General features: G+C 43.6%; 26 protein-coding genes. 22 read left to right on the top strand and 4 right to left on the bottom strand.

Going from position 1 to position 25,592, the window contains the following annotated elements; translation table 11 throughout:
• Positions 1-42: 42 nt before the first annotated feature.
• The 12 genes from fliH to flhB all read left to right on the top strand — a co-directional run bounded on the left by fliH (position 43) and on the right by flhB (position 10,295).
• Positions 43-840, top strand: coding sequence for a flagellar assembly protein FliH (gene fliH, locus L4D20_RS06585; protein WP_428800799.1), 798 nt, complete (start codon positions 43-45; stop codon positions 838-840).
• Positions 840-2,165, top strand: a complete 1,326-nt coding sequence (fliI, locus tag L4D20_RS06580; protein ID WP_428800798.1) for a flagellar protein export ATPase FliI — start codon at positions 840-842, stop codon at positions 2,163-2,165. The genes fliH and fliI overlap by 1 nt, the downstream gene beginning before the upstream one ends.
• Positions 2,166-2,169: 4 nt before the next feature.
• Positions 2,170-2,622, top strand: coding sequence for a flagellar export protein FliJ (fliJ, locus tag L4D20_RS06575; RefSeq protein ID WP_428800797.1), 453 nt, complete (start codon positions 2,170-2,172; stop codon positions 2,620-2,622).
• Positions 2,623-2,746: 124 nt separating this feature from the next.
• On the top strand, positions 2,747-4,735 hold the full coding sequence (locus tag L4D20_RS06570) for a flagellar hook-length control protein FliK (protein WP_428800796.1): 1,989 nt from the start codon (positions 2,747-2,749) through the stop codon (positions 4,733-4,735).
• A gap of 44 nt (positions 4,736-4,779) precedes the next feature.
• Positions 4,780-5,277: a flagellar basal body-associated protein FliL gene (gene fliL, locus L4D20_RS06565; RefSeq protein ID WP_428800795.1), complete on the top strand. Its 498-nt coding sequence runs from the start codon at positions 4,780-4,782 to the stop codon at positions 5,275-5,277.
• A 7-nt stretch (positions 5,278-5,284) separates the two neighbouring features.
• Positions 5,285-6,340 (top strand): flagellar motor switch protein FliM, encoded by a 1,056-nt coding sequence (fliM, locus tag L4D20_RS06560; protein WP_428800794.1) that lies wholly within the window; start codon positions 5,285-5,287, stop codon positions 6,338-6,340.
• A 16-nt stretch (positions 6,341-6,356) separates the two neighbouring features.
• Positions 6,357-6,770 (top strand): flagellar motor switch protein FliN, encoded by a 414-nt coding sequence (gene fliN, locus L4D20_RS06555; RefSeq protein WP_428800793.1) that lies wholly within the window; start codon positions 6,357-6,359, stop codon positions 6,768-6,770.
• A gap of 37 nt (positions 6,771-6,807) precedes the next feature.
• A complete protein-coding gene (fliO, locus tag L4D20_RS06550) occupies positions 6,808-7,185 on the top strand; it encodes a flagellar biosynthetic protein FliO (protein ID WP_428800792.1) in 378 nt (125 codons plus the stop codon).
• On the top strand, positions 7,178-8,050 hold the full coding sequence (fliP, locus tag L4D20_RS06545) for a flagellar type III secretion system pore protein FliP (protein ID WP_428800791.1): 873 nt from the start codon (positions 7,178-7,180) through the stop codon (positions 8,048-8,050). Before fliO ends, fliP begins: the two co-directional genes overlap by 8 nt.
• Positions 8,051-8,062: 12 nt before the next feature.
• Entirely contained in the window at positions 8,063-8,332 is a 270-nt protein-coding gene (fliQ, locus tag L4D20_RS06540) for a flagellar biosynthesis protein FliQ (RefSeq protein WP_428800790.1), read from the top strand.
• Positions 8,333-8,341: 9 nt separating this feature from the next.
• Positions 8,342-9,124 carry a flagellar biosynthetic protein FliR gene (fliR, locus tag L4D20_RS06535; RefSeq protein ID WP_428800789.1) on the top strand — a complete coding sequence of 261 codons (783 nt, stop codon included), beginning with the start codon at positions 8,342-8,344 and terminating at the stop codon, positions 9,122-9,124.
• Positions 9,125-9,164: 40 nt separating this feature from the next.
• A complete protein-coding gene (gene flhB / locus L4D20_RS06530; RefSeq protein WP_428800788.1) occupies positions 9,165-10,295 on the top strand; it encodes a flagellar biosynthesis protein FlhB in 1,131 nt (376 codons plus the stop codon).
• A 25-nt stretch (positions 10,296-10,320) separates the two neighbouring features.
• Here the strand turns inward: flhB and smrB are convergent, their stop codons facing one another.
• Positions 10,321-10,851, bottom strand: coding sequence for an endonuclease SmrB (gene smrB / locus L4D20_RS06525; protein WP_428800787.1), 531 nt, complete (start codon positions 10,849-10,851; stop codon positions 10,321-10,323).
• A gap of 85 nt (positions 10,852-10,936) precedes the next feature.
• Here smrB and prmB point away from each other — a divergent pair, with 85 nt between their 5' ends.
• Positions 10,937-11,869 carry a 50S ribosomal protein L3 N(5)-glutamine methyltransferase gene (gene prmB / locus L4D20_RS06520; RefSeq protein ID WP_428800786.1) on the top strand — a complete coding sequence of 311 codons (933 nt, stop codon included), beginning with the start codon at positions 10,937-10,939 and terminating at the stop codon, positions 11,867-11,869.
• Between the two features lie 200 nt (positions 11,870-12,069).
• Complete coding sequence (gene aroC / locus L4D20_RS06515; protein ID WP_428800785.1) at positions 12,070-13,155, top strand: chorismate synthase; 1,086 nt, start codon at positions 12,070-12,072, stop codon at positions 13,153-13,155.
• Positions 13,156-13,200: 45 nt separating this feature from the next.
• On the opposite strand, the gene L4D20_RS06510 is transcribed toward aroC, so the two are convergent.
• Positions 13,201-13,425, bottom strand: a complete 225-nt coding sequence (locus tag L4D20_RS06510; protein WP_428800784.1) for a hypothetical protein — start codon at positions 13,423-13,425, stop codon at positions 13,201-13,203.
• 157 nt (positions 13,426-13,582) lie between these two features.
• On the opposite strand from L4D20_RS06510, the gene L4D20_RS06505 reads away from it, so the two are divergent.
• Positions 13,583-14,383 (top strand): EAL domain-containing protein, encoded by an 801-nt coding sequence (locus tag L4D20_RS06505; RefSeq protein ID WP_428800783.1) that lies wholly within the window; start codon positions 13,583-13,585, stop codon positions 14,381-14,383.
• 13 nt (positions 14,384-14,396) lie between these two features.
• Here L4D20_RS06505 and L4D20_RS06500 read toward each other — a convergent pair whose 3' ends face one another.
• Entirely contained in the window at positions 14,397-15,020 is a 624-nt protein-coding gene (locus L4D20_RS06500) for a trimeric intracellular cation channel family protein (protein ID WP_428800782.1), read from the bottom strand.
• A 198-nt stretch (positions 15,021-15,218) separates the two neighbouring features.
• On the opposite strand from L4D20_RS06500, the gene L4D20_RS06495 reads away from it, so the two are divergent.
• The 3 genes from L4D20_RS06495 to L4D20_RS06485 all read left to right on the top strand — a co-directional run bounded on the left by L4D20_RS06495 (position 15,219) and on the right by L4D20_RS06485 (position 16,676).
• The gene (locus L4D20_RS06495) at positions 15,219-15,749 is read left to right on the top strand and encodes an elongation factor P hydroxylase (protein ID WP_428800781.1); all 531 of its coding nucleotides are present in this window, start codon (positions 15,219-15,221) and stop codon (positions 15,747-15,749) included.
• 9 nt (positions 15,750-15,758) lie between these two features.
• The gene (locus tag L4D20_RS06490; RefSeq protein WP_428800780.1) at positions 15,759-16,022 is read left to right on the top strand and encodes a YfcL family protein; all 264 of its coding nucleotides are present in this window, start codon (positions 15,759-15,761) and stop codon (positions 16,020-16,022) included.
• Between the two features lie 129 nt (positions 16,023-16,151).
• Complete coding sequence (locus L4D20_RS06485) at positions 16,152-16,676, top strand: NADPH-dependent FMN reductase (RefSeq protein ID WP_428800779.1); 525 nt, start codon at positions 16,152-16,154, stop codon at positions 16,674-16,676.
• 122 nt (positions 16,677-16,798) lie between these two features.
• On the opposite strand, the gene mnmC is transcribed toward L4D20_RS06485, so the two are convergent.
• Positions 16,799-18,874 carry a bifunctional tRNA (5-methylaminomethyl-2-thiouridine)(34)-methyltransferase MnmC2/FAD-dependent 5-carboxymethylaminomethyl-2-thiouridine(34) oxidoreductase MnmC1 gene (gene mnmC, locus L4D20_RS06480; RefSeq protein WP_428800778.1) on the bottom strand — a complete coding sequence of 692 codons (2,076 nt, stop codon included), beginning with the start codon at positions 18,872-18,874 and terminating at the stop codon, positions 16,799-16,801.
• Between the two features lie 127 nt (positions 18,875-19,001).
• Here mnmC and fabB point away from each other — a divergent pair, with 127 nt between their 5' ends.
• From fabB to L4D20_RS06460, 4 genes are all read left to right on the top strand, one after another.
• Positions 19,002-20,213, top strand: a complete 1,212-nt coding sequence (gene fabB / locus L4D20_RS06475) for a beta-ketoacyl-ACP synthase I (RefSeq protein ID WP_428800777.1) — start codon at positions 19,002-19,004, stop codon at positions 20,211-20,213.
• A 273-nt stretch (positions 20,214-20,486) separates the two neighbouring features.
• Positions 20,487-21,632 (top strand): 4-phosphoerythronate dehydrogenase, encoded by a 1,146-nt coding sequence (locus L4D20_RS06470; RefSeq protein WP_428800776.1) that lies wholly within the window; start codon positions 20,487-20,489, stop codon positions 21,630-21,632.
• Positions 21,616-22,629: an aspartate-semialdehyde dehydrogenase gene (locus L4D20_RS06465; RefSeq protein ID WP_428800775.1), complete on the top strand. Its 1,014-nt coding sequence runs from the start codon at positions 21,616-21,618 to the stop codon at positions 22,627-22,629. The genes L4D20_RS06470 and L4D20_RS06465 overlap by 17 nt, the downstream gene beginning before the upstream one ends.
• 218 nt (positions 22,630-22,847) lie before the next feature.
• The coding region (locus tag L4D20_RS06460) for a FimV/HubP family polar landmark protein (RefSeq protein WP_428800774.1) at positions 22,848-25,592 on the top strand (2,745 nt) is incomplete at its 3' end.

The following is a 25,592-nucleotide window of genomic DNA, read 5'->3' as shown; positions in this document are numbered from 1 at the left end:
CAGATAAGCAGTATCAACGCACATATATAATTAAGGTTTCCCATGTCAGGTGAAAGAAAACGGGGCTTTTTACGCCTTGATGATGATTCAGTCGCTCAGCCTAAGAAATGGGGGCTGCCTGACTACGGGGCTGAGGTTAATAAGCACGCTAAAGATACAGCGATGAATTACGACCCTAGTTGGGTGCCTAATTTTGAAGAGCCTGTCGAAGAAGAACCACTGCAACTTACCGATGAAGATATTGAAAAAATCAAACAGGCCGCTTATCAAGAAGGCTTGTTACAAGGCCAGGAAGCGGGCTTTAAAGAAGGCTATGAAAAAGGCAAACTGCAAGGTCTAGAAGAAGGTCATAGCGAAGGTATCGAACTTGGTAAATCAGAAGGGCTTACTGCTGGTCAAGAGCACATAGACGTTCAAGTACAAACCTTTGTAACCCTTGCTAATCAGTTTGCTCAGCCGTTAGAGCTAATGAACGCTCAAGTTGAAAAGCAGCTCGTCGACATGGTACTTATCTTAGTCAAAGAGGTCGTCCACGTTGAAGCTCAAACCAACCCTCAAGTTATTCTCGATACTCTGAAGCAATCTGTTGAAGCACTTCCAGTATCAGGTCACGCCATTACACTTAAGTTGCACCCTGAAGATGCCGATATTATTCGCGAGTCTTACGGTGAAAAAGAACTCGACTTTAGAAACTGGACACTTCATAACGAACCTTCACTGAACCGAGGCGATGTTCAAATCGAAGCGGGCGAATCGAGTGTTAACTATCGATTAGAAGAACGCATCCGCAACGTAATGGCCAGTTTCTGTGGTAGTAACCGTCATCAAGGTGGTGAGTAATGCTTCCGTTAGCCGAGCGTCTCAATCAGTACAAAACCCAAGGAGTAAGCTGTAAACCCGTCGCTTCTGGGAAGTTGGTACGAGTGGTTGGCTTAACCTTAGAGGCAACAGGATGTAGAGCTCCCATTGGCAGCTTGTGTACCGTTGAAACCATGACAGGTCAGATGGAAGCCGAAGTTGTAGGCTTTTCTGGAGACAATCTTTATCTAATGCCAAGTGAGCAAATAACGGGTGTTTTACCGGGCGCTAAAGTGACGCCAATGACGACCGATGTTGGTTTGTCTGTTGGTATGGAATTGCTTGGACGTGTTATTGATGGTGTTGGTAATCCCATCGATGGTCTAGGTCCTATCTACACAGAAAAAAGAGCTGCTTTTAATGCAGACCCGATTAACCCGTTAGCACGCAAACCCATTACTGAACCACTAGATGTAGGCCTTAAAGCGATTAACGGTTTGCTGACTGTCGGTAAAGGTCAACGTATTGGTCTATTTGCCGGTTCTGGTGTTGGTAAGTCAGTGACGCTTGGCATGATGACCCGAGGTACAACGGCGCAAGTTGTCGTAGTCGGGCTAATTGGTGAGCGTGGACGAGAAGTAAAAGAATTTATTGAAGAGATACTAGGGGTTGATGGTCGACAGCGATCTGTTGTTGTTGCCGCGCCTGCTGATTCGTCGCCTTTGATGCGTTTGAAAGGTTGCCAAACCGCGTTAACCGTTGCTGAATACTTTCGCGATCAAGGCTTAGATGTATTGCTACTGATGGATTCTCTGACTCGTTTTGCTCAAGCACAGCGTGAAATTGCACTGTCTGTTGGTGAGCCGCCAGCAACTAAAGGTTATCCACCTTCGGTATTTGCTAAATTACCAGCGTTAGTAGAACGAGCAGGTAACGGTAGTGATGATCAAGGCTCAATCACTGCTTTCTTTACCGTATTAACTGAAGGTGATGATTTACAGGATCCTATTGCGGATGCCTCTCGAGCTATCTTGGATGGACATATAGTGTTGTCGCGTGAAATGGCCGATGCTGGGCACTATCCAGCGATTGATGTCGAGAAATCGGTCAGTCGTGTTATGCCGCAAATTACCACTGACGAGCATATGTTGATGTCCAAAGCCGTTAGGCAGGTACTCTCTATATGTCGTAAAAACCAAGATCTTGTCTCTATTGGTGCTTATAAACCAGGGACGGATCAGGCCATTGATAGTGCCTTTACTCTTAAACCTCGTCTTGATGAATATTTACAGCAGAGCATGAAAGAGAGTGTTCCTTATGCCATGTGTGTTGGGATGCTAAAAAATGTTCTTCAGATAGAGTCATAGCGTTATGGAAAATGCGTTAGGATTTTTATTAGGTCAATCAAAAGACAGAGAAGACCAAGCGGTTTTAGCTCTTAACCAAGCTCGATTCGAGCTTAACAATTATTATGAGCAGCTATCTCAGATTGAAAAATACCGTTTAGATTATTGTCAGCAACTTATTGATCGCGGTAAAGAAGGATTAACAGCCAGTCAATATGGTCACCTCAACCGATTTTTGACTCAGTTAGATGAGACCCTTGCGAAACAAAAGTTAGCCGAATCTCACTTTAAAAGTCAGGTAGATAACTGTGAGGAGCATTGGTTAGAGGTACGTAAACAGCGTCGTTCATATGAATGGTTACTGGAAAAGAAACAGACAGAACAGCAGAAACTGCAAGCCGCCCAAGAACAGAAACAATTAGATGAGTTTTCGACATTGCAATTTAACCGTAATAAATCGCATCGAGATCTCTTTTAACTAATACTCTTGGCGTATTTCTTGCAAAATCTAAGGGCAGACCCCATTTTATCGTGCCTTCTTGCCGTTTGCGATAAGTGAAAGTCAGCCAGCTTAAACCGTTTTCTTGCTAAGAGTGTTACCTATGAATATAAATCTAACGCCAGTTTCTGATAGCCCAAAAACCAAATCCGCAGTGTCCACAGGCACTGACGCGACCTCTGCTACGTCAGATGTCGCTTCGACTGAGTCCGGCGGTTTTTTTGCAGCATTCTCGAAAATGGTGGGCGATCTAATTGATGGTGATGAGCCTGCAGAGGGAAGCACTGTAGAGGCCGTTGCTAAAGACGGTAAGCCTTCAGAGAGCTCAGATACAAAGGTATCGAAAGGAAAAAGTGACTCCGGTGATGAAAGCGCCGATGAACTCCTCAAGCAAACCAGTGACTCTGATGAATCAAGCTCCAAAGTGACCAGTAAGAAAAGCAGTGATGATGAGACTGTAACTAAGGTTAAGGGCGCGAGTGGTGAAAAAGAAAGTAAAGATGCTGATGTTCAAAGTTCGAAGCAAGCAACTAAAACAGTCAGTGAAAGTGATGAATTGCTGGGAAGACTGAACGAGTCGAACAACGCATTACAAGCTAAAGACGGCAAAGCCTTGCCTCAACAAGATGAAGATAAGCAGAAGGCCGCTAAGGTAGCCGCAAGTACTGCGGGTGTTGTTACTGCAAAAGATACACAACCAGAAACAGCGGTTAAAGCCGTCGACTCTAAAGATCCTAAACAAATAAGTGCAGATCCGGACACAAAACAAAAATCAGCTGCGGATATTCCTGAATCAGTTAAGCCGTTCATTGAAAAAGAGCAATTAGCTACAGCTAAAAACGCCTCAGTCACAGAAGCTCAACCCCACGGTGCTAAAGGTGATCCCGTTTCTGTAGGTAAAAAAGGTGCTGCAGCGGTCACTGCGCAGCAAGGTGCTAATCAATTACAACAATCAGACAATACCGCGCCAGTTGCTAAAGTATCTTCTGAAGCTCAACCCATCGATGGCGTTGTTCAAGAGTCTAAATCCTCCCAGCAGGTGAGTCAGTTATCACAAGCTCAGAATCAACAGCCTCTTACGCAACAACAAGCTCAAGTGCAAGCAGCGCAGCCAGTAGGGCAGAATAGTAATCGTAAATCGGATCAAGAAGCTCTCGCAGCAGCAAGTGTGGGTGCTGGCGCTATAATGTGGAACAATCCATCAGCGGTAGAACAAGCGAATCTAGAGCAAGCAGCTCTTCAGGCTAATCGTACACAATCGATGCCTCCTCAAAATCAGGCCGCAGTTGCAGCTTCTGTCCAACAGGCTTTGAATCAATCGCCGCAGGCTATGCAGGCTCAAGCTATGTCGGCTCAAGCAATGGATAAGTTGGCGGTTGAAAATATGGCCTCGGCTATGCCTGCTGACTTAACTCAGGCTCAATTACAGCAGATGGTTGCCGCGAACGGTGCGATGCCAACGGGTGTTCATGGCCAAGCGAATAATCAGGCTGCGTTAAAAGCAGCGTTAGGACTGAAAGCGGCGAATGGTATTAATAGCGGGCAGCCTAGTGATCCAAAAGACGCGGCATTGGCTCAGCAAATCGCGTTAGCAACAGGTCAGCAGCAAGGTATATCTCCAGCGCGTGCAGAAGCAACCGCTCAGGCTCAGCTACCGATGCAGTTGTCTCGTGAAATGGCCAGCGATCAGGTCGCAGAGCGAGTTCAAATGATGATGTCAAAAAATCTGAAGAATATCGATATTCGTCTAGATCCACCTGAATTAGGTCGAATGCAAATTAGAATGAATATGAATGGGGATAATACGTCGGTTCATTTTAATGTCACGAACCCACAAGCACGTGAAGTTATCGAACAATCAATGCCTAGATTACGTGAAATGTTAGCCCAGCAAGGGGTTCAATTGGGTGATACGTCGGTGCAACAGCAAAGCGCAGGTCAACAGCAAGGGCGATATGCAGGCCAAGATAATGAACAATCTGGTCAAGGTTCAGGCAACAACGCACTAAATGGTGAAGAAAACCTTGATTCAAGCACAAAAGTTGATTTGAATGTCACAACAAAGCGTGATGGAATCAGTTATTACGCTTAAACTATACAAAACAAAACGATACAAAAAGAAAAATAGAGATTGTTATGGCTGATGAAGAACTAGAACAAGAAGCGCCCAAAGGAAAAAGTAAACTCCTCATTATAATCATCGCGGTTGTGGTATTGCTTGTAGGCGGTGGCGGTGCGGCATTTTTCTTGATGGGATCCGATGATTCTGCCGCTAAAGAGGCGGCAATGCAGGCACAAGCCGGTGCTCCGGCAGATCCAGTAGCTTATGTGAATATTCCACAGCCTTTCCTATTTAATGTCACTGGAGACTCACGAGATAGGTTAGTACAGATTAAAGTTCAGTTAATGGTTAGAGGAAGTGATAACGAAAATTTAGCTCGTTACCATTCACCGTTAATTGAAAGCTCTCTGCTTGGCACCTTCGCATCGGCAACCGTTGATCAATTACGAAGTGCTAATGGTCGAGTTGAGCTTAGAGATAAAGCGAGTGAAGATATTAAAGCAAATCTAACACGAGCTGTCGGTCACCCAGTGATTGAGCGTGTATTGTTTACCGATTTTGTAATTCAGTAGGTGTGACGTGACTGATCTATTAAGCCAAGACGAAATTGATGCTCTCCTCCATGGTGTGGATGATGTTGATGAAGTCGAAGATGAAGTTGAAGTTGATAACGCTTCGGCAGTTAACTTTGATTTCTCATCTCAAGACCGAATTGTTCGTGGTCGAATGCCAACGCTCGAGCTTATTAACGAGCGCTTTGCAAGACACTTGAGAATTAGCCTCTTTAACATGTTAAGAAAGACGGCTGAAGTCTCCATTAATGGCGTACAGATGATGAAGTTTGGTGAATACCAAAATACACTGTACGTGCCAACCAGTCTCAATATGGTGCGCTTTAGACCGCTAAAGGGTACCGCGTTGATCACTATGGAAGCGCGATTAGTTTTCATCTTAGTTGAGAACTTCTTTGGTGGTGACGGTCGATTCCATGCTCGTATCGAAGGGCGTGAATTTACCCCGACTGAAAGACGAATTGTCCAACTTCTTCTTAAGATTGTTTTTGAAGATTATAAAGAAGCATGGTCACCAGTAATGGGGGTTGAGTTTGAATATTTGGATTCAGAAGTTAACCCGAGTATGGCAAACATAGTTAGCCCGACCGAAGTTATTGTTGTGAGTTCTTTCCATATTGAAGTTGATGGTGGTGGCGGTGATTTCCACGTAGTTATGCCATATTCGATGGTTGAACCGATTCGTGAATTACTCGATGCAGGTGTCCAATCGGATAAGATGGAAACCGATATTCGTTGGAGTTCAGCTCTACGCGAAGAGATCATGGATGTACCAGTTAACTTCCGTGTGAATTTATTAGAGCAAGATATCGCACTACGCGACTTAATGGAGTTGCAAGCGGGCGATGTCATTCCTATTACCATGCCGGAACATGCGACGATGTTTGTAGAAGAATTGCCGACATACCGAGTGAAAATGGGTCGCTCTGGTGAGAATCTAGCAGTTCAAGTTTCAGAAGAAATTAAACGCCCAGATGTTGTTAAAACGGATCTCGCTTTCCTTGGAAAAGACATAATGTCTGAGTTTGAGGATGATCATGGCGACGATGATGATGAGTATTAAGAGTAGGTAATGAAGAATGAGTGAACCAAGTGACGACCAGAAACTAGCAGACGAATGGGCAGCCGCATTAGGGGAAGATCCAACCGCTCCTGATGTTGATGTTGACGATATTCTTGCTGCACCGCTTGATGAGTTAAAAGACTCCTCTTCGCCAATCTCTGAAGATGAGCGTCGTAAACTCGATACAATACTAGATATTCCAGTCACTATTTCGATGGAAGTAGGGCGTTCACAAATTAGTATTCGTAACTTACTACAGCTAAACCAAGGTTCGGTTGTAGAGCTTGAACGTGTTGCGGGTGAATCGTTAGATGTATTGGTTAACGGTACTTTGATTGCTCATGGCGAAGTGGTTGTAGTCAACGACAAATTTGGTATCCGATTAACGGATGTTATTAGCCAAACTGAGCGAATTAAGAAGCTGAGATAGCTTGTACTTAAAGAGAACGAAGAAACGAAGATACTTGATGAAATATGCAGTTTTAGGGCTTGGACTATTGCCATTTAGCTCAATGGCAGCAACAGGCAATCAATTGGATTTAGCGACCACAGTAGGGTCGCTTTTATTCGTTGTTGCACTGATTGTTTTATTGGCTTGGGCATTAAAAAGAATGCGTGTGCCAACGATGATGAATCAAAAAGGATTAAGCATTGTTCGCCAACTTTCTGTTGGAACGAAAGAGCGAATTATGATTGTTCAAGCCGGAGAAGATCAGTTTTTAGTTGGTGTGACTAGCCAATCGATTCAATTGATCTCTAAGCTTGATACCCCGATTACTCAGGAGGAGTTAGCGACAGGGTCGTTTGCTAATCAAATGAATCAGTTGCTAAAGAAAAATGGCTAATCTTAATCGTCTAATCACACTTATCTTTGCGGGATCGTTGCTGCTATTCGCTTCGTTTTCTTTTGCCCAAGAAGAACTGGGCACACCGATTCCATCAACGGCAGCGGGCGCATCGAGCGTTACTGTTACGGCGATGGAAAGCGATCAAGGGGCATCTCGAACCGCAGCGTCAGGTAGTGTCAGTGGTGGTGGAGGGATCCCCGCTTTTACAATGACGGCCAACCCCAATGGTGGGGAAGATTACTCAATCAATATCCAGATATTGGCATTAATGACCATGCTGGGCTTCTTGCCTGCCATGGTTATTTTGATGACATCGTTTACTCGAATTGTTGTCGTTATGTCGATTCTTCGTCAAGCGATGGGCTTGCAACAAACACCGTCTAATCAAGTCATTATCGGTATCGCCATCTTCTTAACATTTTTTATCATGTCCCCTGTGATTAACGAAGTAAACGAAAATGCCGTCCAGCCGTATCTCAATGAACAGATGACAGCGAGAGATGCATTCGATACGGCACAAGAGCCTTTAAAAGCATTCATGCTGAAACAGACTCGCGTTAAGGATCTAGAAACCTTCGTTAATATATCGGGAGCTGTGGTCGATAACCCTGAAGATGTTTCAATGGCGGTACTTATTCCTGCATTTATCACGTCAGAGTTAAAAACCGCATTCCAAATAGGCTTTATGCTGTTTTTGCCATTTTTGATTATTGACCTTGTGGTGGCTTCAATCTTGATGGCGATGGGTATGATGATGCTCTCTCCTATGATTGTATCTTTGCCATTTAAACTTATGCTTTTTGTTCTGGTTGATGGGTGGAACCTAATTCTCTCCACATTGGCCGGAAGCTTTGCCTTGTGACGGGAGATAACGATGACTCCTGAGCTGTTTGTCGAGATATTTAGAGAAGCCCTTTGGATGGTGCTAATGATGGTGTGTGCCATCATTATACCTAGCCTTCTTATAGGTCTAGTTGTAGCAATATTCCAAGCTGCTACCTCTATTAATGAACAAACATTGAGTTTTCTTCCTCGTTTAATTGTGACGCTTTTATCGCTGATGCTGTTTGGGCATTGGATGATGCAACTGCTGATGGATTATTTCTTTGGCATTATTGAACGTTTACCGCAGATCCTCTATTAAGGGCTGCTTATGGAATATCCTACCAGTACCGTTTTAGAATTTATTGCCAATTTCTTTTGGCCATACACCAGAATTGCTGCCATGTTGATGGTGATGTCGGTTACTGGTGCTCGTTTTGTCCCTTCTAGGGTGCGTCTTTATCTCGGGCTCGCTGTCACACTGGCTGTATCCCCCGCTATTCCAGCGGTTCCTCAACAATTTGAACTGCTCTCTTTTGAAGGTTTCTTAATTGTATTAGAGCAGGTGATCATCGGCGTTGCCATGGGCACAATCACCCAGTTTATGATTCAAACGTTCATTATTCTTGGCCAAATACTCGGTATGCAATCGAGCTTGGGTTTTGCGTCAATGGTTGACCCAGCCAATGGACAAAGTACGCCCCTACTTGGTCAGCTATTCATGTTTTTGGCGACGATGTTTTTCCTATCAACGGATGGCCATCTAAAGATGATCCAATTGGTAGTACTGAGTTTCCATAGTTTACCAATAGGCTCAGGATCACTGACGACGGTTGATTTTCGAGAAATAGCTTTGTGGTTGAGCATCATGTTCAAAGTGGCACTGAGTATGGCGCTCTCGGGTATCATTGCGCTGCTTACTATTAACCTATCGTTTGGCGTAATGACGCGTGCTGCGCCACAATTAAATATATTCTCATTAGGTTTTGCTTTTGCTTTGTTAGTTGGCTTATTGATTTGCTGGTACATCGTCGGCGGTCTATTTAGCCATTACGAGTTATTTTGGATCCAAGGTGAGCAACAGATCTGTCGATTAATTCGACTCGATTGTTAGCGTGATGAGAGGTTAAGAGGCTCTATGTTAGGAAGCAGAGATGGCTGAAGATTCAGGTCAAGAACGTACAGAAGACGCGACGCCCAGACGCTTGCAGCAGGCCCGAGAAAAAGGGCAGGTTGCAAGGTCAAAAGAACTCGCATCAGTTTCGGTACTAATCGTTGGGGCGATTGCATTGATGTGGTTTGGTGAATCTCTAGCCAGAGAACTGTTTTCGTCGATGAGTCGCTTATTTACGTTGAGCCGGGAAGAGGTGTTCGACATGAGTAAGCTTGGCGAGATCGCATTGGGTGCGTTAGGCAGTCTACTCGGCCCGCTGATTCTGATTTTGTCTATGTTGTTTGTGGCAGCGTTGATAGGCGCTGCTGGTGTGGGCGGTGTTAACTTTTCAATGAAAGCCGCCATGCCCAAAGCATCGAAAATGAACCCGCTTAGTGGTCTTAAGCGAATGGTTGGTCTACAAAGTTTAGTAGAGCTGCTTAAATCAATACTCAAAGTGTCATTGGTATCGGGCGTTGCTTTCTATCTGATTAATGCGTCAAAGAATGATCTGTTTCAGCTCAGTATGGATGTCTATCCACAAAACATCTTCCATGCCTTAGAGATCCTACTCGATTTTATTCTACTGATTAGTTGCTCGTTACTCGTTGTGGTCGCTATTGATATTCCTTTTCAGATTTGGCAGCACGCAGACAAGCTGAAAATGACCAAGCAAGAAGTCAAAGACGAGCACAAAGATACCGAAGGTAAGCCTGAAGTTAAGGGCCGTATTAGGATGCTGCAACGAGAAATGGCTCAACGCCGAATGATGGCCGATGTTCCGGAGGCCGATGTCATCATCACCAACCCCGATCACTTCTCTGTTGCACTGCGTTACAAACAGAACGTTGATAAAGCACCTGTTGTCATCGCAAAAGGTGTCGATCATATGGCCCTGAAGATTCGAGAAGTAGCGCGAGAGCATGATATCTACGTTATCCCTGCGCCACCATTAGCGCGTGCGCTTTACCATACTACTGAGCTTGAGCAAGAGATCCCTGATGGATTATTTACTGCTGTTGCACAGGTTCTCGCCTACGTATTCCAACTCAAACAATTCCGTAAGCGTGGTGGTCAGCGTCCGAAGCTCGATGAGGATACCATGACTATCCCAACCGATTTACGTCATTAAACCGAGCCTAGTATAGCTAGAGAGTTTATTTCTCAGGGATTGATAAAAGAATAAGCAATGCACCAGCGCCGCCAAATTCTAAAGGTGCTTGGTGAAAAGCCATCACATCGGGGTGTTGTGCAAGCCAAAGTGGGGATTTCTGCTTGAGGATATGCTTCCCGATACCGTGCTGAACACAGGCGCAATGCACATCATTTTTAATGCAGTAAGCTATCATCGCGCCTAACTCTCGCTTCGCTTCGTTTTGAGTCATACCATGCATGTCTAAAAACACATCGGGTACATAGACGCCACGGCGTAGACGTTTAACTTCATAAGTTGAGACATCATCACGAGCGTAGCGCGTCGGCCCTTCCTGATTTAAAAGCGGCACAAACTCATCTGAGAAGTAGAATTCTGTATCACTGGCTTCGCGAGCAGTACGTTTGACTTCTTTTTGTATTGCGTTTCTTTTTGGTGGCTGGACTATGGTATCCTGTTGCAACTTTTTTACGCCCTTTACTGCATCGGTAAATAAGGCGAAATCGTCATCAATATCGGTGTCTTTTTTGCTCATGTTTTGCTCATTGTCATGCACGCAGCTTGATAGCTTAACTTTTTAAACAGTATTAGCAGTATTGTAGCGCTTTTCGGAGGCAATTTTGGATAAGATTTTTGTAGAAGAAGCGGTATCGGAACTCCATACCCTTCAAGATATGATTCGTTGGACAGTCAGTCGTTTTAATGCCGCTAACTTATTTTACGGTCACGGTACTGATAATGCGTGGGATGAAGCGGTACAGCTGATCCTTCCAACATTGTATTTGCCTATTGATCTTCCGCCTCACGTGTTGAATTCACGTTTAACCAGTAGCGAACGTTTACGTATTGTTGAACGTGTTGTTAAGCGTATTAATGAGCGTACTCCAACTGCATACCTAACCAATAAAGCTTGGTTCTGTGGCCTTGAGTTCTTTGTAGATGAACGTGTATTAGTCCCTCGTTCACCAATCGCTGAGCTTATTGAAGCTCAATTTCAGCCTTGGTTAGCCGAAGAGCCAGTGCGTGTTATGGATTTATGTACAGGCAGCGCATGTATTGCGATTGCATGTGCACATGCCTTCCCTGATGCTGAAGTTGATGCGATTGATATCTCTGTTGACGCTCTGCAGGTTGCTGAACAAAATGTACAAGATCACGGTATGGAGCAGCAGGTATTCCCTATGCGTTCAGACTTATTCCGTGATCTGCCACAAGAGAAATACAATCTGATTGTATCTAATCCTCCATATGTGGATGAAGAAGATATGAATAGCTTGCCAGACGAGTTTACTCACGAGCCAGAACTAGGCTTAGCTGCGGGTACAGATGGCCTTAAGCTTGTTCGTCGAATTTTAGCAAACGCACCAAACTATCTGACAGAGCAAGGCATTTTAGTTTGTGAAGTGGGTAACTCTATGGTTCACATGATGGAACAGTATCCGAACATTCCATTTACATGGATTGAGTTCTCTAACGGTGGACACGGTGTATTCATGCTAACTCGTGAGCAGCTTGTTGATTGTGCAGAAGAGTTCGCCCTTTACATCGATTAAGTCATCAGCCTTCATATTTTAAAAACGCCAAGTTTTCATGCTTGGCGTTTTTTTATGCGCGCTAAACTTCTTTATAGTTAGCAAAGAGCAAATTAGCTCGACTTTAGGGGTTTACATCAAACCGTAATAAAGACACTATGAAATAACTAAGAATTAAAGTGTAAAGCCCAATATACAGGGTCTAAAAGGTTGAGGAAGCAATGGCAGGAAACAGTATCGGACAACACTTCCGAGTGACGACATTCGGAGAAAGTCACGGTATAGCACTAGGATGTATCGTAGATGGATGCCCCCCAGGATTAGAGCTTACTGAGGAAGATCTACAAAAGGATTTAGACCGTCGTCGTCCGGGTACTTCTCGCTATACCACAGCACGCCGCGAAGCGGATGAAGTTAAAATTTTATCAGGTGTATTTGAAGGCCAAACAACGGGCACTTCGATAGGTCTGTTGATCGAAAATACTGACCAACGTTCTAAAGATTACTCAGAAATCAAAGATAAATTCCGCCCAGGCCATGCTGATTATACCTACCACCAAAAATACGGTGTACGTGATTACCGTGGTGGAGGCCGATCCTCTGCACGCGAAACAGCAATGCGTGTTGCCGCTGGCGCGATTGCTAAGAAATATCTTAAGCAAGAATTTGGCGTAGAAATCCAAGCGTATCTTTCTCAAATGGGTGATATTTCAATTGATAAAGTTGATTGGAATGAAATTGAAAACAATGCATTTTTCTGCCCAGACGCAGACAAAGTGCCTGAGTTTGATCAGCTGATCCGCGATCTTCTTAAAGAAGGCAACTCAATTGGCGCTAAGCTTCAAGTTGTTGCAACCAATATCCCCGTTGGATTAGGCGAACCCATTTTTGATCGCTTAGACGCGGATATTGCTCACGCTCTCATGAGCATCAATGCAGTAAAAGGTGTTGAGATCGGTGATGGCTTTGATGTTGTAAATCAAAAAGGAAGCGAGCATCGCGACCCGCTAACGCCTGAAGGTTTCTCAAGCAACCATGCTGGTGGTATTTTAGGTGGCATCTCTACAGGGCAAGATATCGTTGCAAGTATTGCTCTTAAGCCTACCTCAAGCATTACAGTACCGGGCGATACGATTACTAAAGATGGCAAGCCAACACAGTTAATCACTAAAGGCCGTCACGATCCATGTGTTGGCATTCGCGCAGTACCTATTGCGGAAGCGATGTTAGCGATTGTTCTTCTTGATCATTTACTTCGTCATCGTGGACAGAACCATGGTGTAGTGACTGAAACGCCGAAGATCTAACATAGATTGTAAATTGGAAGCCCCGACAACGATGTCGGGGCTTTTTTATGCCATTAAGAAATTGTAAAAGTCGAGTTGTTTACCACTTTCTCTATCTAACAGCAAAACGCGGATATTCTGCTTCATAGCAGAATCAATAGCGTGGGCTGCATATTGCGATAATTGCTCATAGCAATCGCTTTCAAGGTGAAACGATTCTCCTTGCTGCTCAATAGACAGGGTTTCTAAATTAGGGCAAACAAAAGCATAGCGTGGTTGTGTTTGGCTCATGGTTTTGGATCTAGTTGATATTTGGTGAAATTTCACCATGGTCTTTAATAAATGACAAAATAATATTAGTAAGCGTAAGTAATGACCGCGCTTACATAGGCTTACTTTTTATCAGGCAATAGTTTGATACATTGAATAGACATAAAGGAGACACACTATGGAGTTGGCGTCGATCTATTCGGTTCAAACGGACTACATTCAAAGCCTTGTTCGCTATGAAGAGGAAGGGGGAGTGTATGGCTTTTATCAGGGTATGACTTTTCATAGTGTATTCCAGCCTATTGTCGATAATATGGGGCAGGTATTGGCCTTTGAAGGTCTAGTAAGGATTAAGGATGATCGAGGAAGTAGCGTTAACCCCGGTCACTATTTTTCATCAATGCTTCCTGGTGATGAGTCGAACGTCGTCGCGACCTTGTTATGCGGAAAACTCCATTCAATCAATCTTGCACATACAGAATATCGACATAGTAAACTTTTCATTAATGTGTCTCCTTCTGTTTTTACACTGCTTGCTAATGATCGCCAATCGATAGAGCACCTTATGCGAAGGCTGAAAAAGCTTGGATTGGTCAGTGCTCAAATCATCTACGAAATTACTGAGTTTGAAGAGTCCGACCTAGCTGGAATTTTACAAGGAAAAGCGCATTTAGAGCAGTACGGAATACTGACTGCGCTAGATGATTACGGCGCTTGTTATTCCACACGTAAACGAGCGTTGAAGATTCGAGCTCCTTATTTGAAAATCGATCGCAGCTATATCGGTGACGTAAGTTTTGTAAGAGAGGCGGTTGCCGTTGCACAGAGTATTGGAGCTAAAACTATTGCTGAAGGGGTAGAGACCCGAGAGCAGTTTGAAATGTGCGGTAAGAATGGAGTGAACTATTTTCAAGGCTATTGGATAGCAAAACCTATGACGAGCCAAAGGTTGCAACAATATCAACCTTTGGCTTTATAAGTGGATAGTGAATTTAGTGAATGGAGCCTTCTGTCTCAAGATGAAATGAAGGCAGTCGCCATTTGAATCTCACTGCTGCCATGCGCATTGTATAGCCCACGACTAGCGTAACAATAGTTGCGAAAACATCTGAAATACCAAATTCCAGCAGTGTTAGATACATAGCTGAAGCAACAAGTGCGACTGAAGCATATAGCTCTTGGTGCAAAACTAATGGAGTTTGACGGCAAATAAGATCACGCAGTAATCCACCAAAAACTCCGGTCACTAGTGCAGAGACCATACAAATGAGTGGGTGAAGACCCATATCTAATGCGACGTTTGTTCCGATGATACTAAAAACGACTAGCCCAAGCGCATCTAAACGAATGAAGATGCCTTTGAATTTTATGATCCATTTCGCTACTACCGTTGTAATAATACCCGCAATACAGGTAATCATTAAAAACTCAGGATTTTTGACCCAACCCAGTGGGTAATGGCCTAGTAAAATATCTCTTACCGTACCACCACCTATCGCAGTAGCACTTGCTACTAACATCACACCAAACCAATCCATTTGTCGACGCCCAGCGCTAAGCGCACCGGTCATTGCTTCCGCTGTAATACCAATAATATACAAGACACTTAATAGCATAAAAGCACATCTCAGAGTTAAAAATTAAGAAGCGCGAGTTTAGAGGGAATAGTGACAAATGACGAATGAGTATTTGTACTAAAAGAAGGTTGTTTGGATTATATATTCTAATGCTTGAAAGGATAAAAAGGTTTACCTCATTGTCGAAACGGGTGAAAATGCTGCCAGCTTAAACTATTCAAACTTTGCGCCAGTAAAATGACCCACAACTATCAAGATCTTATCTCTATTTTCAACTCAACCTTCTTTGAGCGCTTTAATACAAAGCTTGAACTCGGTGGTGACGAGCCCATCTATGTACCTGCGGATGAAGCGACATCACACCACCGAATTATCTTTGCTCGCGGCTTTTATGCGTCGGCGTTGCATGAAATTGCACACTGGTGTGTCGCGGGCCCTAAGCGTCGCTTATTGGAAGACTTTGGTTATTGGTATGAGCCTGATGGTCGCACAGCACAGGTGCAAGCAGAGTTCGAAAAAGTGGAGATCCGCCCTCAAGCTTACGAATGGATCATAGCAATAAGTGCAGGCTTTCCTTTTAATGTTAGCTGTGACAATCTACACGGCAATTTTGAACCTGACCGTTTGGCGTTTATGCAAAAGGTACATCAAGAGGTAATGGATATCTTTGAACAAGGTATCCCTGAACGTGTGAAAGCTTTGTCTGAAGCACTGCGTTCTTATTACCAAGTTGCACCATTATGTCCTAGCCAGTTTATTGTGAAATAAGAGAAAACAATGATTATAGAATTTGAAGAAAAGCTACTTGAACTTATTGATGCACGAATTGAAACGGCGTCTGATGATGAGTTGTTTGCTGGTGGTTATTTAAGAGGACATATTTCTCTATCGGTAGCTTCTTGCGAAGAGGAAGGCATAGAAGATCTTGTTGAGGTGAAAAAGCGTATAGAGAAGAGCCTAGCTGATGCTCGCTCTGAGTTAACGCCTGCTGATACTGTGATCGTTAATGATTTATGGGTTGAGTTGCACAACCTTGCTTAAGTTTCATCCAAGTGTGAATTGTCACCCATTCAAGATTTTCGAATGAGTTGATGAGTTTTTTCTGCTTGTTCCAAACTGTGGGTCCGCTATTCTGAACCTACTTAAAGAGAACGAAGATAAGGGTACATCATGAAAGTTATCGCATTTGGTGCTAGCACCAGCTCAACATCTATTAACAAAGCACTAGCAACTTACACTGCAAACTTGATTGAAGGTGCTGACGTTCAAGTATTAGACATCTCAAACTACAACGTACCAATGTTCAGTGAAGATACTGAAAAAGAGATTGGTCAAGCGGAAGGTGCACAAGCATTTCTTCGCGATTTGTCTGAAGCTGACGCATTTGTTATTTCATTTGCTGAGCACAATGGTCACTTCCCTGCTGCTTATAAAAACCTTTTTGATTGGGCAACGCGTATCGATCGTTCAGTATTTGGTGAAAAACCAGCGGTTTACCTTGCGACTTCTCCAGGCCCAGGCGGTGCACAAACTGTACTAGGTGCAGCTGTAGGGTCGGCTCCTTACTTCGGCGGTAATGTGAAAGCGTCGGTCTCTGTTCCAAGCTTCTATGATAATTTTGATTTCGACACGGCTTCTATTACCAATGAAGAGATCATTACTCAACTTAAAGATGCAGTCGCTGCTCTTAGTTAAGTGCTCATCAGCAACCAAGCTTGAATTGGTTGTGAAACCTGAATAAGTAACAAAAAGCCCGAATGACTGAATGTGACTCGGGCTTTTTTCTATGGATCTGTTACTAACTAGGTCTAGAAGCGCTATTCAGAACGCTTATTCTTATCGGCGGTCCAACCCGCAGTCAAAGCCTTTCCTTTTCGTAATCGACGTACCCACATTCTGCTAGGATGTATTGCCTCCAATACATCGGCTGGTAGTGGCAATGGATCACCACAGATCTGCGATGCAAGCACTTCAGCAAGAAGAGGCGCAGAGCTTAATCCTCGAGATCCTAACCCGATAAAACAATATAGATTCGGGTAGCTGATTACCGGTTCGATAGTATCAAGCGATTCGCGTTTCGGGTTAAAGTTATGTAGATTTTGATATTGTTGTTTTATCGCTTCCAAATTGCCGACATTACCAACAAATGGCAGATGATCGCGGCTTACACTGCGAATACCCTGGCGTGAAAAGTTGTCACTAGTATCGGTCTCTTTTGCCCACTCTTGATTCGGTAAGCAAGCTGCTAATCGTTCACCATTATGTGCTTGAACTTCAGAATCAAACTCTTGGTTAATATTACTCTTATCGTAATTTGCTCCTATACAATGATGACCATTATTGGGGTTTTGCGGCGTGAGGTAGCCGTCAAAACAAAGTACGGTTTTGAGCTTTTCTAAATTTGGTGTCGTGGGAATATGACTCACTTGCCCTTTGACCGGGGTCAGAGGGATCGTTTTAGTCGGTTCTAACTCGCTGAATTTGTGCCCGTTAGCGATAACGACTTGTGAGTGAGTAGTCGTGATTGTTCCTGTCGGTGTGCCAATCGTTAATTGCCAATGTTGTTTGTCTTCTTGCCATTCGATGGACTCAACATGGTGTTCATAGTTAACCTTCAATTTTTCCAGTTGCTCTAGCTCTTTTAATAAGCCTTGCGTCAATTGAAGTGGGCTAACCCATCCACCAAGAGGGAAGTAGACACTTTCCATATCGGTGTCTAAACCAACGGTTAAGTTGGTTTGCTCTACATTTAAACGTTGAATTAGATCCGTGTTGAAGTTTCCTTCAAGCATGCGCTCTAATTTTTTACGTGAACTGTCATCCCACATCAATATATCAACACCACACCAATCGTAATCGAATGGAATAGTTAATGAAGCTTGATTAATAAACTGCCTGGCAAAAAGTAATCCAGGTCCGAAGACGCGAGATACGTTAGACTTTTCTTCACTCAGTAATGGGTATATTGCGCCTTGGTTATTACCAGAGGCATTGCCAGCCGCTTTGTGGTGTTCGCAATAGAGGGTGATTGATTTCCCACGACGAGTTAACGTTTTAGCAAGAGCTGTACTTGCTATGCCGCCGCCAATGATGGCTATATCATTCGTAGCCACAGCATCTGACAAAGCGAACCAAGGCTTGATGTTGGTGTGAATATTTTTACTCGTGAGTGAACCTGCAATCATCTCGCGCTTAGTCGCAAATCCTTTGACCTTTTTCATCTCAAAGCCAGCTTCTATTAAGCCTCTTCGGACAAACCCTGCGGCGGTAAACGTAGCGCAGGTACATTCTTGCTTTGCCAGTTGGGCCATGCCGTTAAATAAATTTTGATTCCACATTTCTGGATTTTTACTTGGAGCAAATCCATCAAGAAACCAAGCGTCTACTATTCCCTTAGCCGGAGTAGGAACGAGTGGCATGCAATCTTTAATATCGCCAAACCATAGGTCTAGAGTAATCGCACCATCATCTAAAATAATTCGGTGGCACTCTGGCAGTGCGATAGGGTAGTGCAGCTGAAGTTTTTCCGCGTATTCTGCAAGCTCAGGCCAAGCGTGATGTGCCTTTTTTAAGTCTTCTAGGCTAATTGGGAATTTTTCAAAGCTGATGAAATGTAGCTCTTGTAATGTAGCTGTAGGATTATTGGCTTTAAATGTATCAAAACGTTCCCAAGCAGCAAGGAAGTTCAACCCGGTACCAAAGCCGGTTTCAGCGATTACGAAGCGGCGCTCTTGTGAGCGAGACCAACGTTGTTCAAGGTGGTTTTGGTCAAGGAACACATATCGAGACTCTTCTAGACCATTTGCGTTCGAGAAATAAACGTCGTCAAATTGGTCTGAAACGGGTGTGCCAGTTTCATTCCATGCGATCTGTGCGTTAGTTATTGAAGTCATAAAGATTGAAATTCGCGATGTTGAGCCATATATATAATAGGATTGTACGAATTTATGGGAAAGCTGACCACTTTTGTTCGCCTTCTTAGTTATTATCTAGCAGAATTTTGAATTATAGGAATGTCACATGAAACGAGTCGTAATCACCGGTATGGGTATTGTTTCAAGTATCGGTAACAACGTCGAAGAAGTTTTAGCGTCTCTAAAAGCAGGTAAATCTGGTATCACAGCTTCAGAACAGTTCAAAGAAAATGGCTTACGTTCTCAAGTTTGGGGTAACCTAAAAATGACACCTGCTGACCATATAGACCGCAAAAAAATGCGATTTATGGGTGATGCGGCAGCGTTTGCATACCTTTCTATGGAACAAGCAGTTGCTGACTCTGGTTTAACAGAAGATCAGGTTTCTAACGAGCGCACAGGTATTGTTGCTGGCTCAGGCGGTGCATCGTCACTTAACCAAGTTAACGCTGTCGATATCATTCGTAAAAAAGGCGTTAAGCGTGTTGGACCATACATGGTTCCACGTACAATGGCTTCGACTGTTTCAGCTTGTCTAGCCACACCATTTAAAATCCGCGGTGTTAACTACTCTATGAGCTCTGCTTGTGCAACATCAGCACACTGTATCGGTCACGCGATGGAGCTTATCCAACTTGGCAAGCAAGATGTTGTTTTTGCTGGTGGTGGTGAAGAGCTAGATTGGTCATTAACGATGATGTTTGACGCAATGGGCGCTCTATCTTCGAAGTACAATGAGACTCCAGAACTCGCTTCACGCACTTATGATGCTGACCGTGATGGTTTCGTTATCTCTGGTGGCGGCGGCATGCTAGTTGTTGAAGAACTAGAGCACGCTTTGGCTCGTGGTGCTAAGATTTACGGTGAAATCGTAGGTTACGGTGCAACATCAGATGGCTACGACATGGTAGCACCATCAGGTGAAGGCGCAGTTCGCTGTATGAAGATGGCAATGCAAGATGTTGACGGCGTTGATTACGTGAATACTCACGGCACATCTACTCCAGTTGGTGATGTGAAAGAGCTTGGCGCAATTCAAGAAGTCTTTGGCGGTAATAGCCCTGCAATTTCTGCAACAAAAGCAATGACAGGTCACGCACTTGGTGCTGCTGGCGTTCATGAGGCAATTTACTCAACGCTAATGCTAGAAAACGGATTTATTGCTCCTAGCATTAACGTTTCAAACCTAGACGACGCAGCTGAAGGCCTTGACATCGTAACTGAAACACGCGAGCAAGAGCTAACGACTGTTATGTCTAACAGCTTTGGTTTTGGTGGCACAAACGCAACATTGGTTATTAAAAAATACCAAGCTTAATCTTTTAATAAGGTTAAGAACCATCAGAGCTAATAACTGAATGATGCTCATATGAGCTCACCAGTTTCCAGAGCTGATTGACCTATTTAATAGGTTAATTGAACAGACGCAAATTTTGTCCCAAGGAGAGCGGGACAGATTCCTTTTGTTCTGGAATGTTTGCCCGACTCCTTTGTGAGTCGGGCATTTTTCTTTCTGCTCGACAGCAGAATCGTTTTTTTGCACAATCACGTTAACCCTTTCTCTTGTTTCTAGTTCATAGCGGTCACCACAATGAAAATTCTTATCGATGAAAATATGCCTTACGCGCAGGATCTGTTTAGTCAGTTAGGCGACGTGATACTTAAGCCCGGTAGAACACTCACGGCTGATGATTTAATAGATGTTGACGCGCTAATGATCCGCTCAGTAACTAAAGTTAATGAAGCCCTTATTGCTAAGGCGAATAAACTGAAATTTGTTGGTACAGCTACGGCTGGAATGGACCATGTAGACCAACCTTTACTTAAGTCAAAAGGGATCTTTTTTACGGCGGCGCCGGGTTGTAATAAAGTTGGTGTTGCGGAATATGTGTTCAGTGCAATGATGGTACTAGGTCAGCAACACGGCTTTTCAATTTTTGATAAAACGGTCGGCATCATTGGAGCAGGGCAGGTTGGCAGTTATCTAGCGAGTTGCTTAGAGGGTATAGGCATTAATGTTTTAATCAACGATCCCCCAAAACAGCAGCAAGGTGATACGCGCAACTTTACGCCTTTGGCTGAATTACTTGAGCAATCAGACATTATCTCTCTTCACACGCCAATCACCCGAGATGGGGAGTTCGCCACCCATCACTTAATCGACGACGAAGTATTGAAAAGGTTACGTTCTGATCAAATCTTAATTAACGCAGCCCGTGGTCCGATTGTTGATAATGAAGCGTTAAAGCAACGCTTGTTGGTGCAAGACGGTTTTATTGCCGCGTTAGATGTATTCGAATTTGAACCGAAAGTTGATATGGAGTTGCTTCCTCTGTTAGCATTCGCCACCCCACATGTTGCAGGGTATGGTTTAGAAGGCAAAGCTCGTGGTACGACAATGATATTTAATTCCTATTGTCAGTTCCTTGGGAACAATTTAACAGCGAGTGCCGATGAATTATTACCAACCGCGCCTATTCCTAAACTAAAGTTAGAGTCTGCGTGGAATGAAGCAACACTGAATAATATTACTCAGTTGATTTATGATGTACGTAAGGATGACGCAATCTTTCGACGCAAAATATCGCAGCCGGGTTCGTTTGATTTAATGCGAAAGCAATATTGGGATCGCCGTGAGTACAGTGCGGTCACGTTAGTTGGTGGTCAAGAATGCAATTTGCAGCCACTTGCTGATTTAGGTTTTAAAGTTGAGGTAAGTAATGAGCCAACAATTTAACGTTGCGATACTAGGTGCGACTGGTGCAGTCGGTGAAACGATCATTGAAGTTCTAAAAGAGCGTGAGTTCCCTGTTGGTGAGCTGCACTTGCTAGCTAGCGAACGCAGTGAAGGTAAAGCGTATCGTTTTAACGGTAAAACAGTAAAAGTACAGAATGTCGAAGATTTCGATTGGTCTCAAGTACATATTGCTCTTTTCTCTGCTGGTGGCGATCTCTCTGAAAAATGGGCACCGATAGCGGCAGATGAAGGTGTCGTTGTCATTGATAACACGTCTAAATTTCGTTACGAGTACGACATTCCTTTAGTTGTACCTGAAGTAAACCCTGAGGCGATTGCTGAGTTTCGTAACCGTAACATCATCGCAAACCCAAATTGCTCAACGATTCAAATGATGGTGGCATTAAAGCCTATTCATGATGAAGTGGGTATCGAGCGTGTTAACGTTTCAACTTACCAATCTGTATCAGGCGCTGGTAAAGCGGGAATTGATGAGCTTGCTGGTCAAACAGCGAAGTTGTTAAACGGACAACCGGCAGATACGGAAGCTTTTTCTAAGCAGATCGCGTTTAACTGTATTCCTCAAATTGATGAGTTTACCGAAAATGGGTACACTCGCGAAGAGATGAAGATGGTGTGGGAAACACAGAAGATCTTTAATGACTCTTCAATTACGGTGAATCCGACGTGTGTTCGTGTACCTGTATTTTATGGTCATGCAGAGTCGTTACACATCGAAACTCGTTCACCTATTGGTGCTGAACAGGCAATTCAATTACTTGAAAACACCGACGGAATTGAAGTATTTCAAGGCCAAGAATTCCCAACTCAGGTTGTCGATGCAAACGGTAAGGATCATGTAATGGTTGGCCGTATCCGCAATGATATTAGCCATCATAGTGGCCTAAATATGTGGGTTGTCGCAGACAATGTTCGTAAAGGCGCAGCGACTAACGCCGTACAAATTGCCGAACTCTTAATCAGAGACTACTTCTAAGCGCTGTTAGCTGATGCTTATTGTAGTAACGAAAGCCTCTCCTTTGTGTGAGGCTTTTTTGTTCATTGCGATTAATTTGAACAAAAATCTGTGAGATTACTGCTAATATTCCATCCGCCACACATTTTTTGCCTCTTACCCTATAGTTTTGCTCGGTTTATCCGATATATTTAACAGATCATAACTTTTTTCTCATAAGCACAAAACTGAGCCTTCATATGCGTCAAATTTTAAAACGTCTATTATTGCCACTTGCAATAGTTGCCGTGACTCAGACTTCAATCGTTAGTGCAGAAAGCATTCGCCTGAAAGGGCCAAATGGTGAGGTTCAAACATCACCGCAATTTTCTGAGCAAATTACACGTTCAAACAGCAGTGAGCCCGCTAAATTTTATGGGCCAACAACGAAAGCTGATACGTTGTGGCGAATTGCGTCTCAAGTAAAACCTTCGTCAAATCTAACCGTTCAGCAGACATTACTTGCCATCTATAAATTAAACCCGCGTGCATTCGAAAATCAAAATATTCATAGTTTGATACCGGGCAGTAATTTACGTATTCCATCACTTTCTCAGGTCCAAAACGTTTCAACTCAAGAAGCGGTCAACGTGATGGCAGCGCACAAAGCCAAACTTACCGGTAAAGCACCGACTAAGCCTGTTAGCGTAACAACAAGCAAACCTGCAAAGCCTGTTGATAGCTCGACAGCTGAAAACGTTGTAACGGAAAACAAAGTTGTGACTGAAAATAAAGTTGCTACTGATAAACCAACCGTTAAGCCAGTAGAGCAAAAGCCCGTTATAAAAATCCCACAGGTAACGCTGCTAGAGAGTGAACTAGAGTTATCTGAAAGTGAGTTAATGGCTCTAGAAGAGAAAAATCACAAACTTCGTTTAATGCTATCTCAAGTTCAATCGGAAGTTGACGGGCTGAAAGATGAGTTAGGTGATGAAAACCGAATTCGTTCAGAAGTAGAGAAGTTGCTTCAAGAAGAGCGTGATAGAGTTGCTGATCAGCAAAAAGAGCAACCTTCGATGCTAGACCAGATCTTGTCTAACAACATGATGGTTGCTGCATTGGCGATTGTTCCAGGCTTATTGGTTGGTTTGATCATTATTTTATTGATAGGTCGTCGCTCTAAGAAAAATCAAGAAGACGAGTTATCTTCAACTCAAGAAGCTCCGACACCTCAAGCGCCAGTTATTCCGCCACAGAACCTAGATGAAAGCATTGATGATGATCTGTTGCTTGATGATGATCTGTTTGGAGATAACGACGATGTCGATCTAGCCTTCTCTGATGATATGGATGGTGATGATTCAGCGAAAGATGAAGATGATGTCTTTGCCGGATTAGATGATGATGATCTCGACTTTAATCTAGAAGGTGAAGATGGCGAAGATCCATTTGCCGGTGTAGGTGACAATGGCGACTTAGATGCAGAACTCGAAGACATTGATATGAGTTCAAATGGTATCAGCGTCAATGGCGAAGACAAAGCGCTTGGGCTAGAAGAGATGGAGAGAGCTCTTGATGATGTCTCCATGGATGACCAAGGCGATGATGTTGAGTTCGACTTATCTGATGACAATGAGATGTCACAAGATGATATTGAAGCACTTTTAGCCGGTGATGACACAGCAGAAGACCTACTAGATAACGAATTAGATCAATCATTGCTTGATGATTTGTTAAGTGAAGCGGCAGATTCTGAGGAAGACGATGATTTCGATGTCGATGCGTTATTGGCAGAATCTGCTGACGATTTCAACTTAGATACTGAAGAGTCGAGCGAGCCTTCAGATACGGAAATTGATGATATTTTTGCCTCGGTTGATTCGAAAGATGATTTTGACCTAAGTGATGCGCCACTAGCGAGTGACAGTGAAATTGATGACCTGTTTGCTCAGATCGAGTCTCAAGCAGACTTAGATTCCCTTGAGGAGCAATCTGTTGATGAAACTGCATTACTCGATGAGCTTTTAGAGGAAGAGACAACATCAGATATTGCCTCTGATAGCACTGATTTATTAGATGAACTTCTTGATTCAAATGATCTTCAGCTAGATTCGCCTGACGCTGAATCATTAGAAGAGCTTGAAGATGGCAGTACTGAACTGCTGGATGAACTACTTTCAGAGTCAGAATCGGATATCAGTATCGATGAGGATATTTCTGATGAGTCGACTCAAACTCTTGATGAAGTGCTTAATGGTGATAGCGAAGCCGATAAAGTATCTGTCGATGAAGACAGTACTGACTTATTGGACGATCTTCTTGATTCTACAGAATCAGAACCTAATTTAGATTCGACAGACACGTTAGATGAACTGATGGACTCAGGTGAAGAATTTGAGTCCGATGGTACGGAACTATTCGATGAACTTCTGGAGATCGAACAGCAATCCATCGATGAAACAGAACTTTCAACTGAATCGGGTATTGATTCAGAAACCGAGACGATGGCCGATGTTGAGTCAGCTCTAGATCTTGGAGCTATGCCGGAATCAGACCTTGATATAACTGCATCACCATCGGAAGATTCATTAGAGGAAGTCGCGTCGGCTGAAGCTGAACTTACTCAGGGTGGGGAGAGTGAAGCAGCAGAGTCTGATGATTTTGATAGTGAAGACTTTATCGATGACATGCTTAGCGCAGCTCCGGAATCTGATCCGTTATTAGACTTATCTGATCCTTTGTCAATCGATGATGCGATTGATGCGATTGATGCGATTGATGCTATTGATAATAATAACGAACAGAATACTGATATTAGCGTTGAGGCTGAAAGTGAGGCAGAAGAGCCATTAGAGCCTTCAACAGAGAGTGAAATAGATTCAGAAGTATCGCCACTAGATGTTGACTTAGATGGTATTGAACAACAGCCTACAGAGCCAGAGCCAGAGCCAGAGCCAGAGCCAGAGCCAGAGCCAGAGCCAGAGCCAGAGCCAGAGCCAGAGCCA

The sequence above is a fragment of the Vibrio kyushuensis genome, assembly GCF_050337325.1.
Classification (GTDB): Bacteria; Pseudomonadota; Gammaproteobacteria; order Enterobacterales; family Vibrionaceae; genus Vibrio; species Vibrio kyushuensis.
The sequence above is the reverse complement of the archived record's forward strand: the minus strand, read 5'-3'. Positions and strand labels throughout refer to the sequence as shown.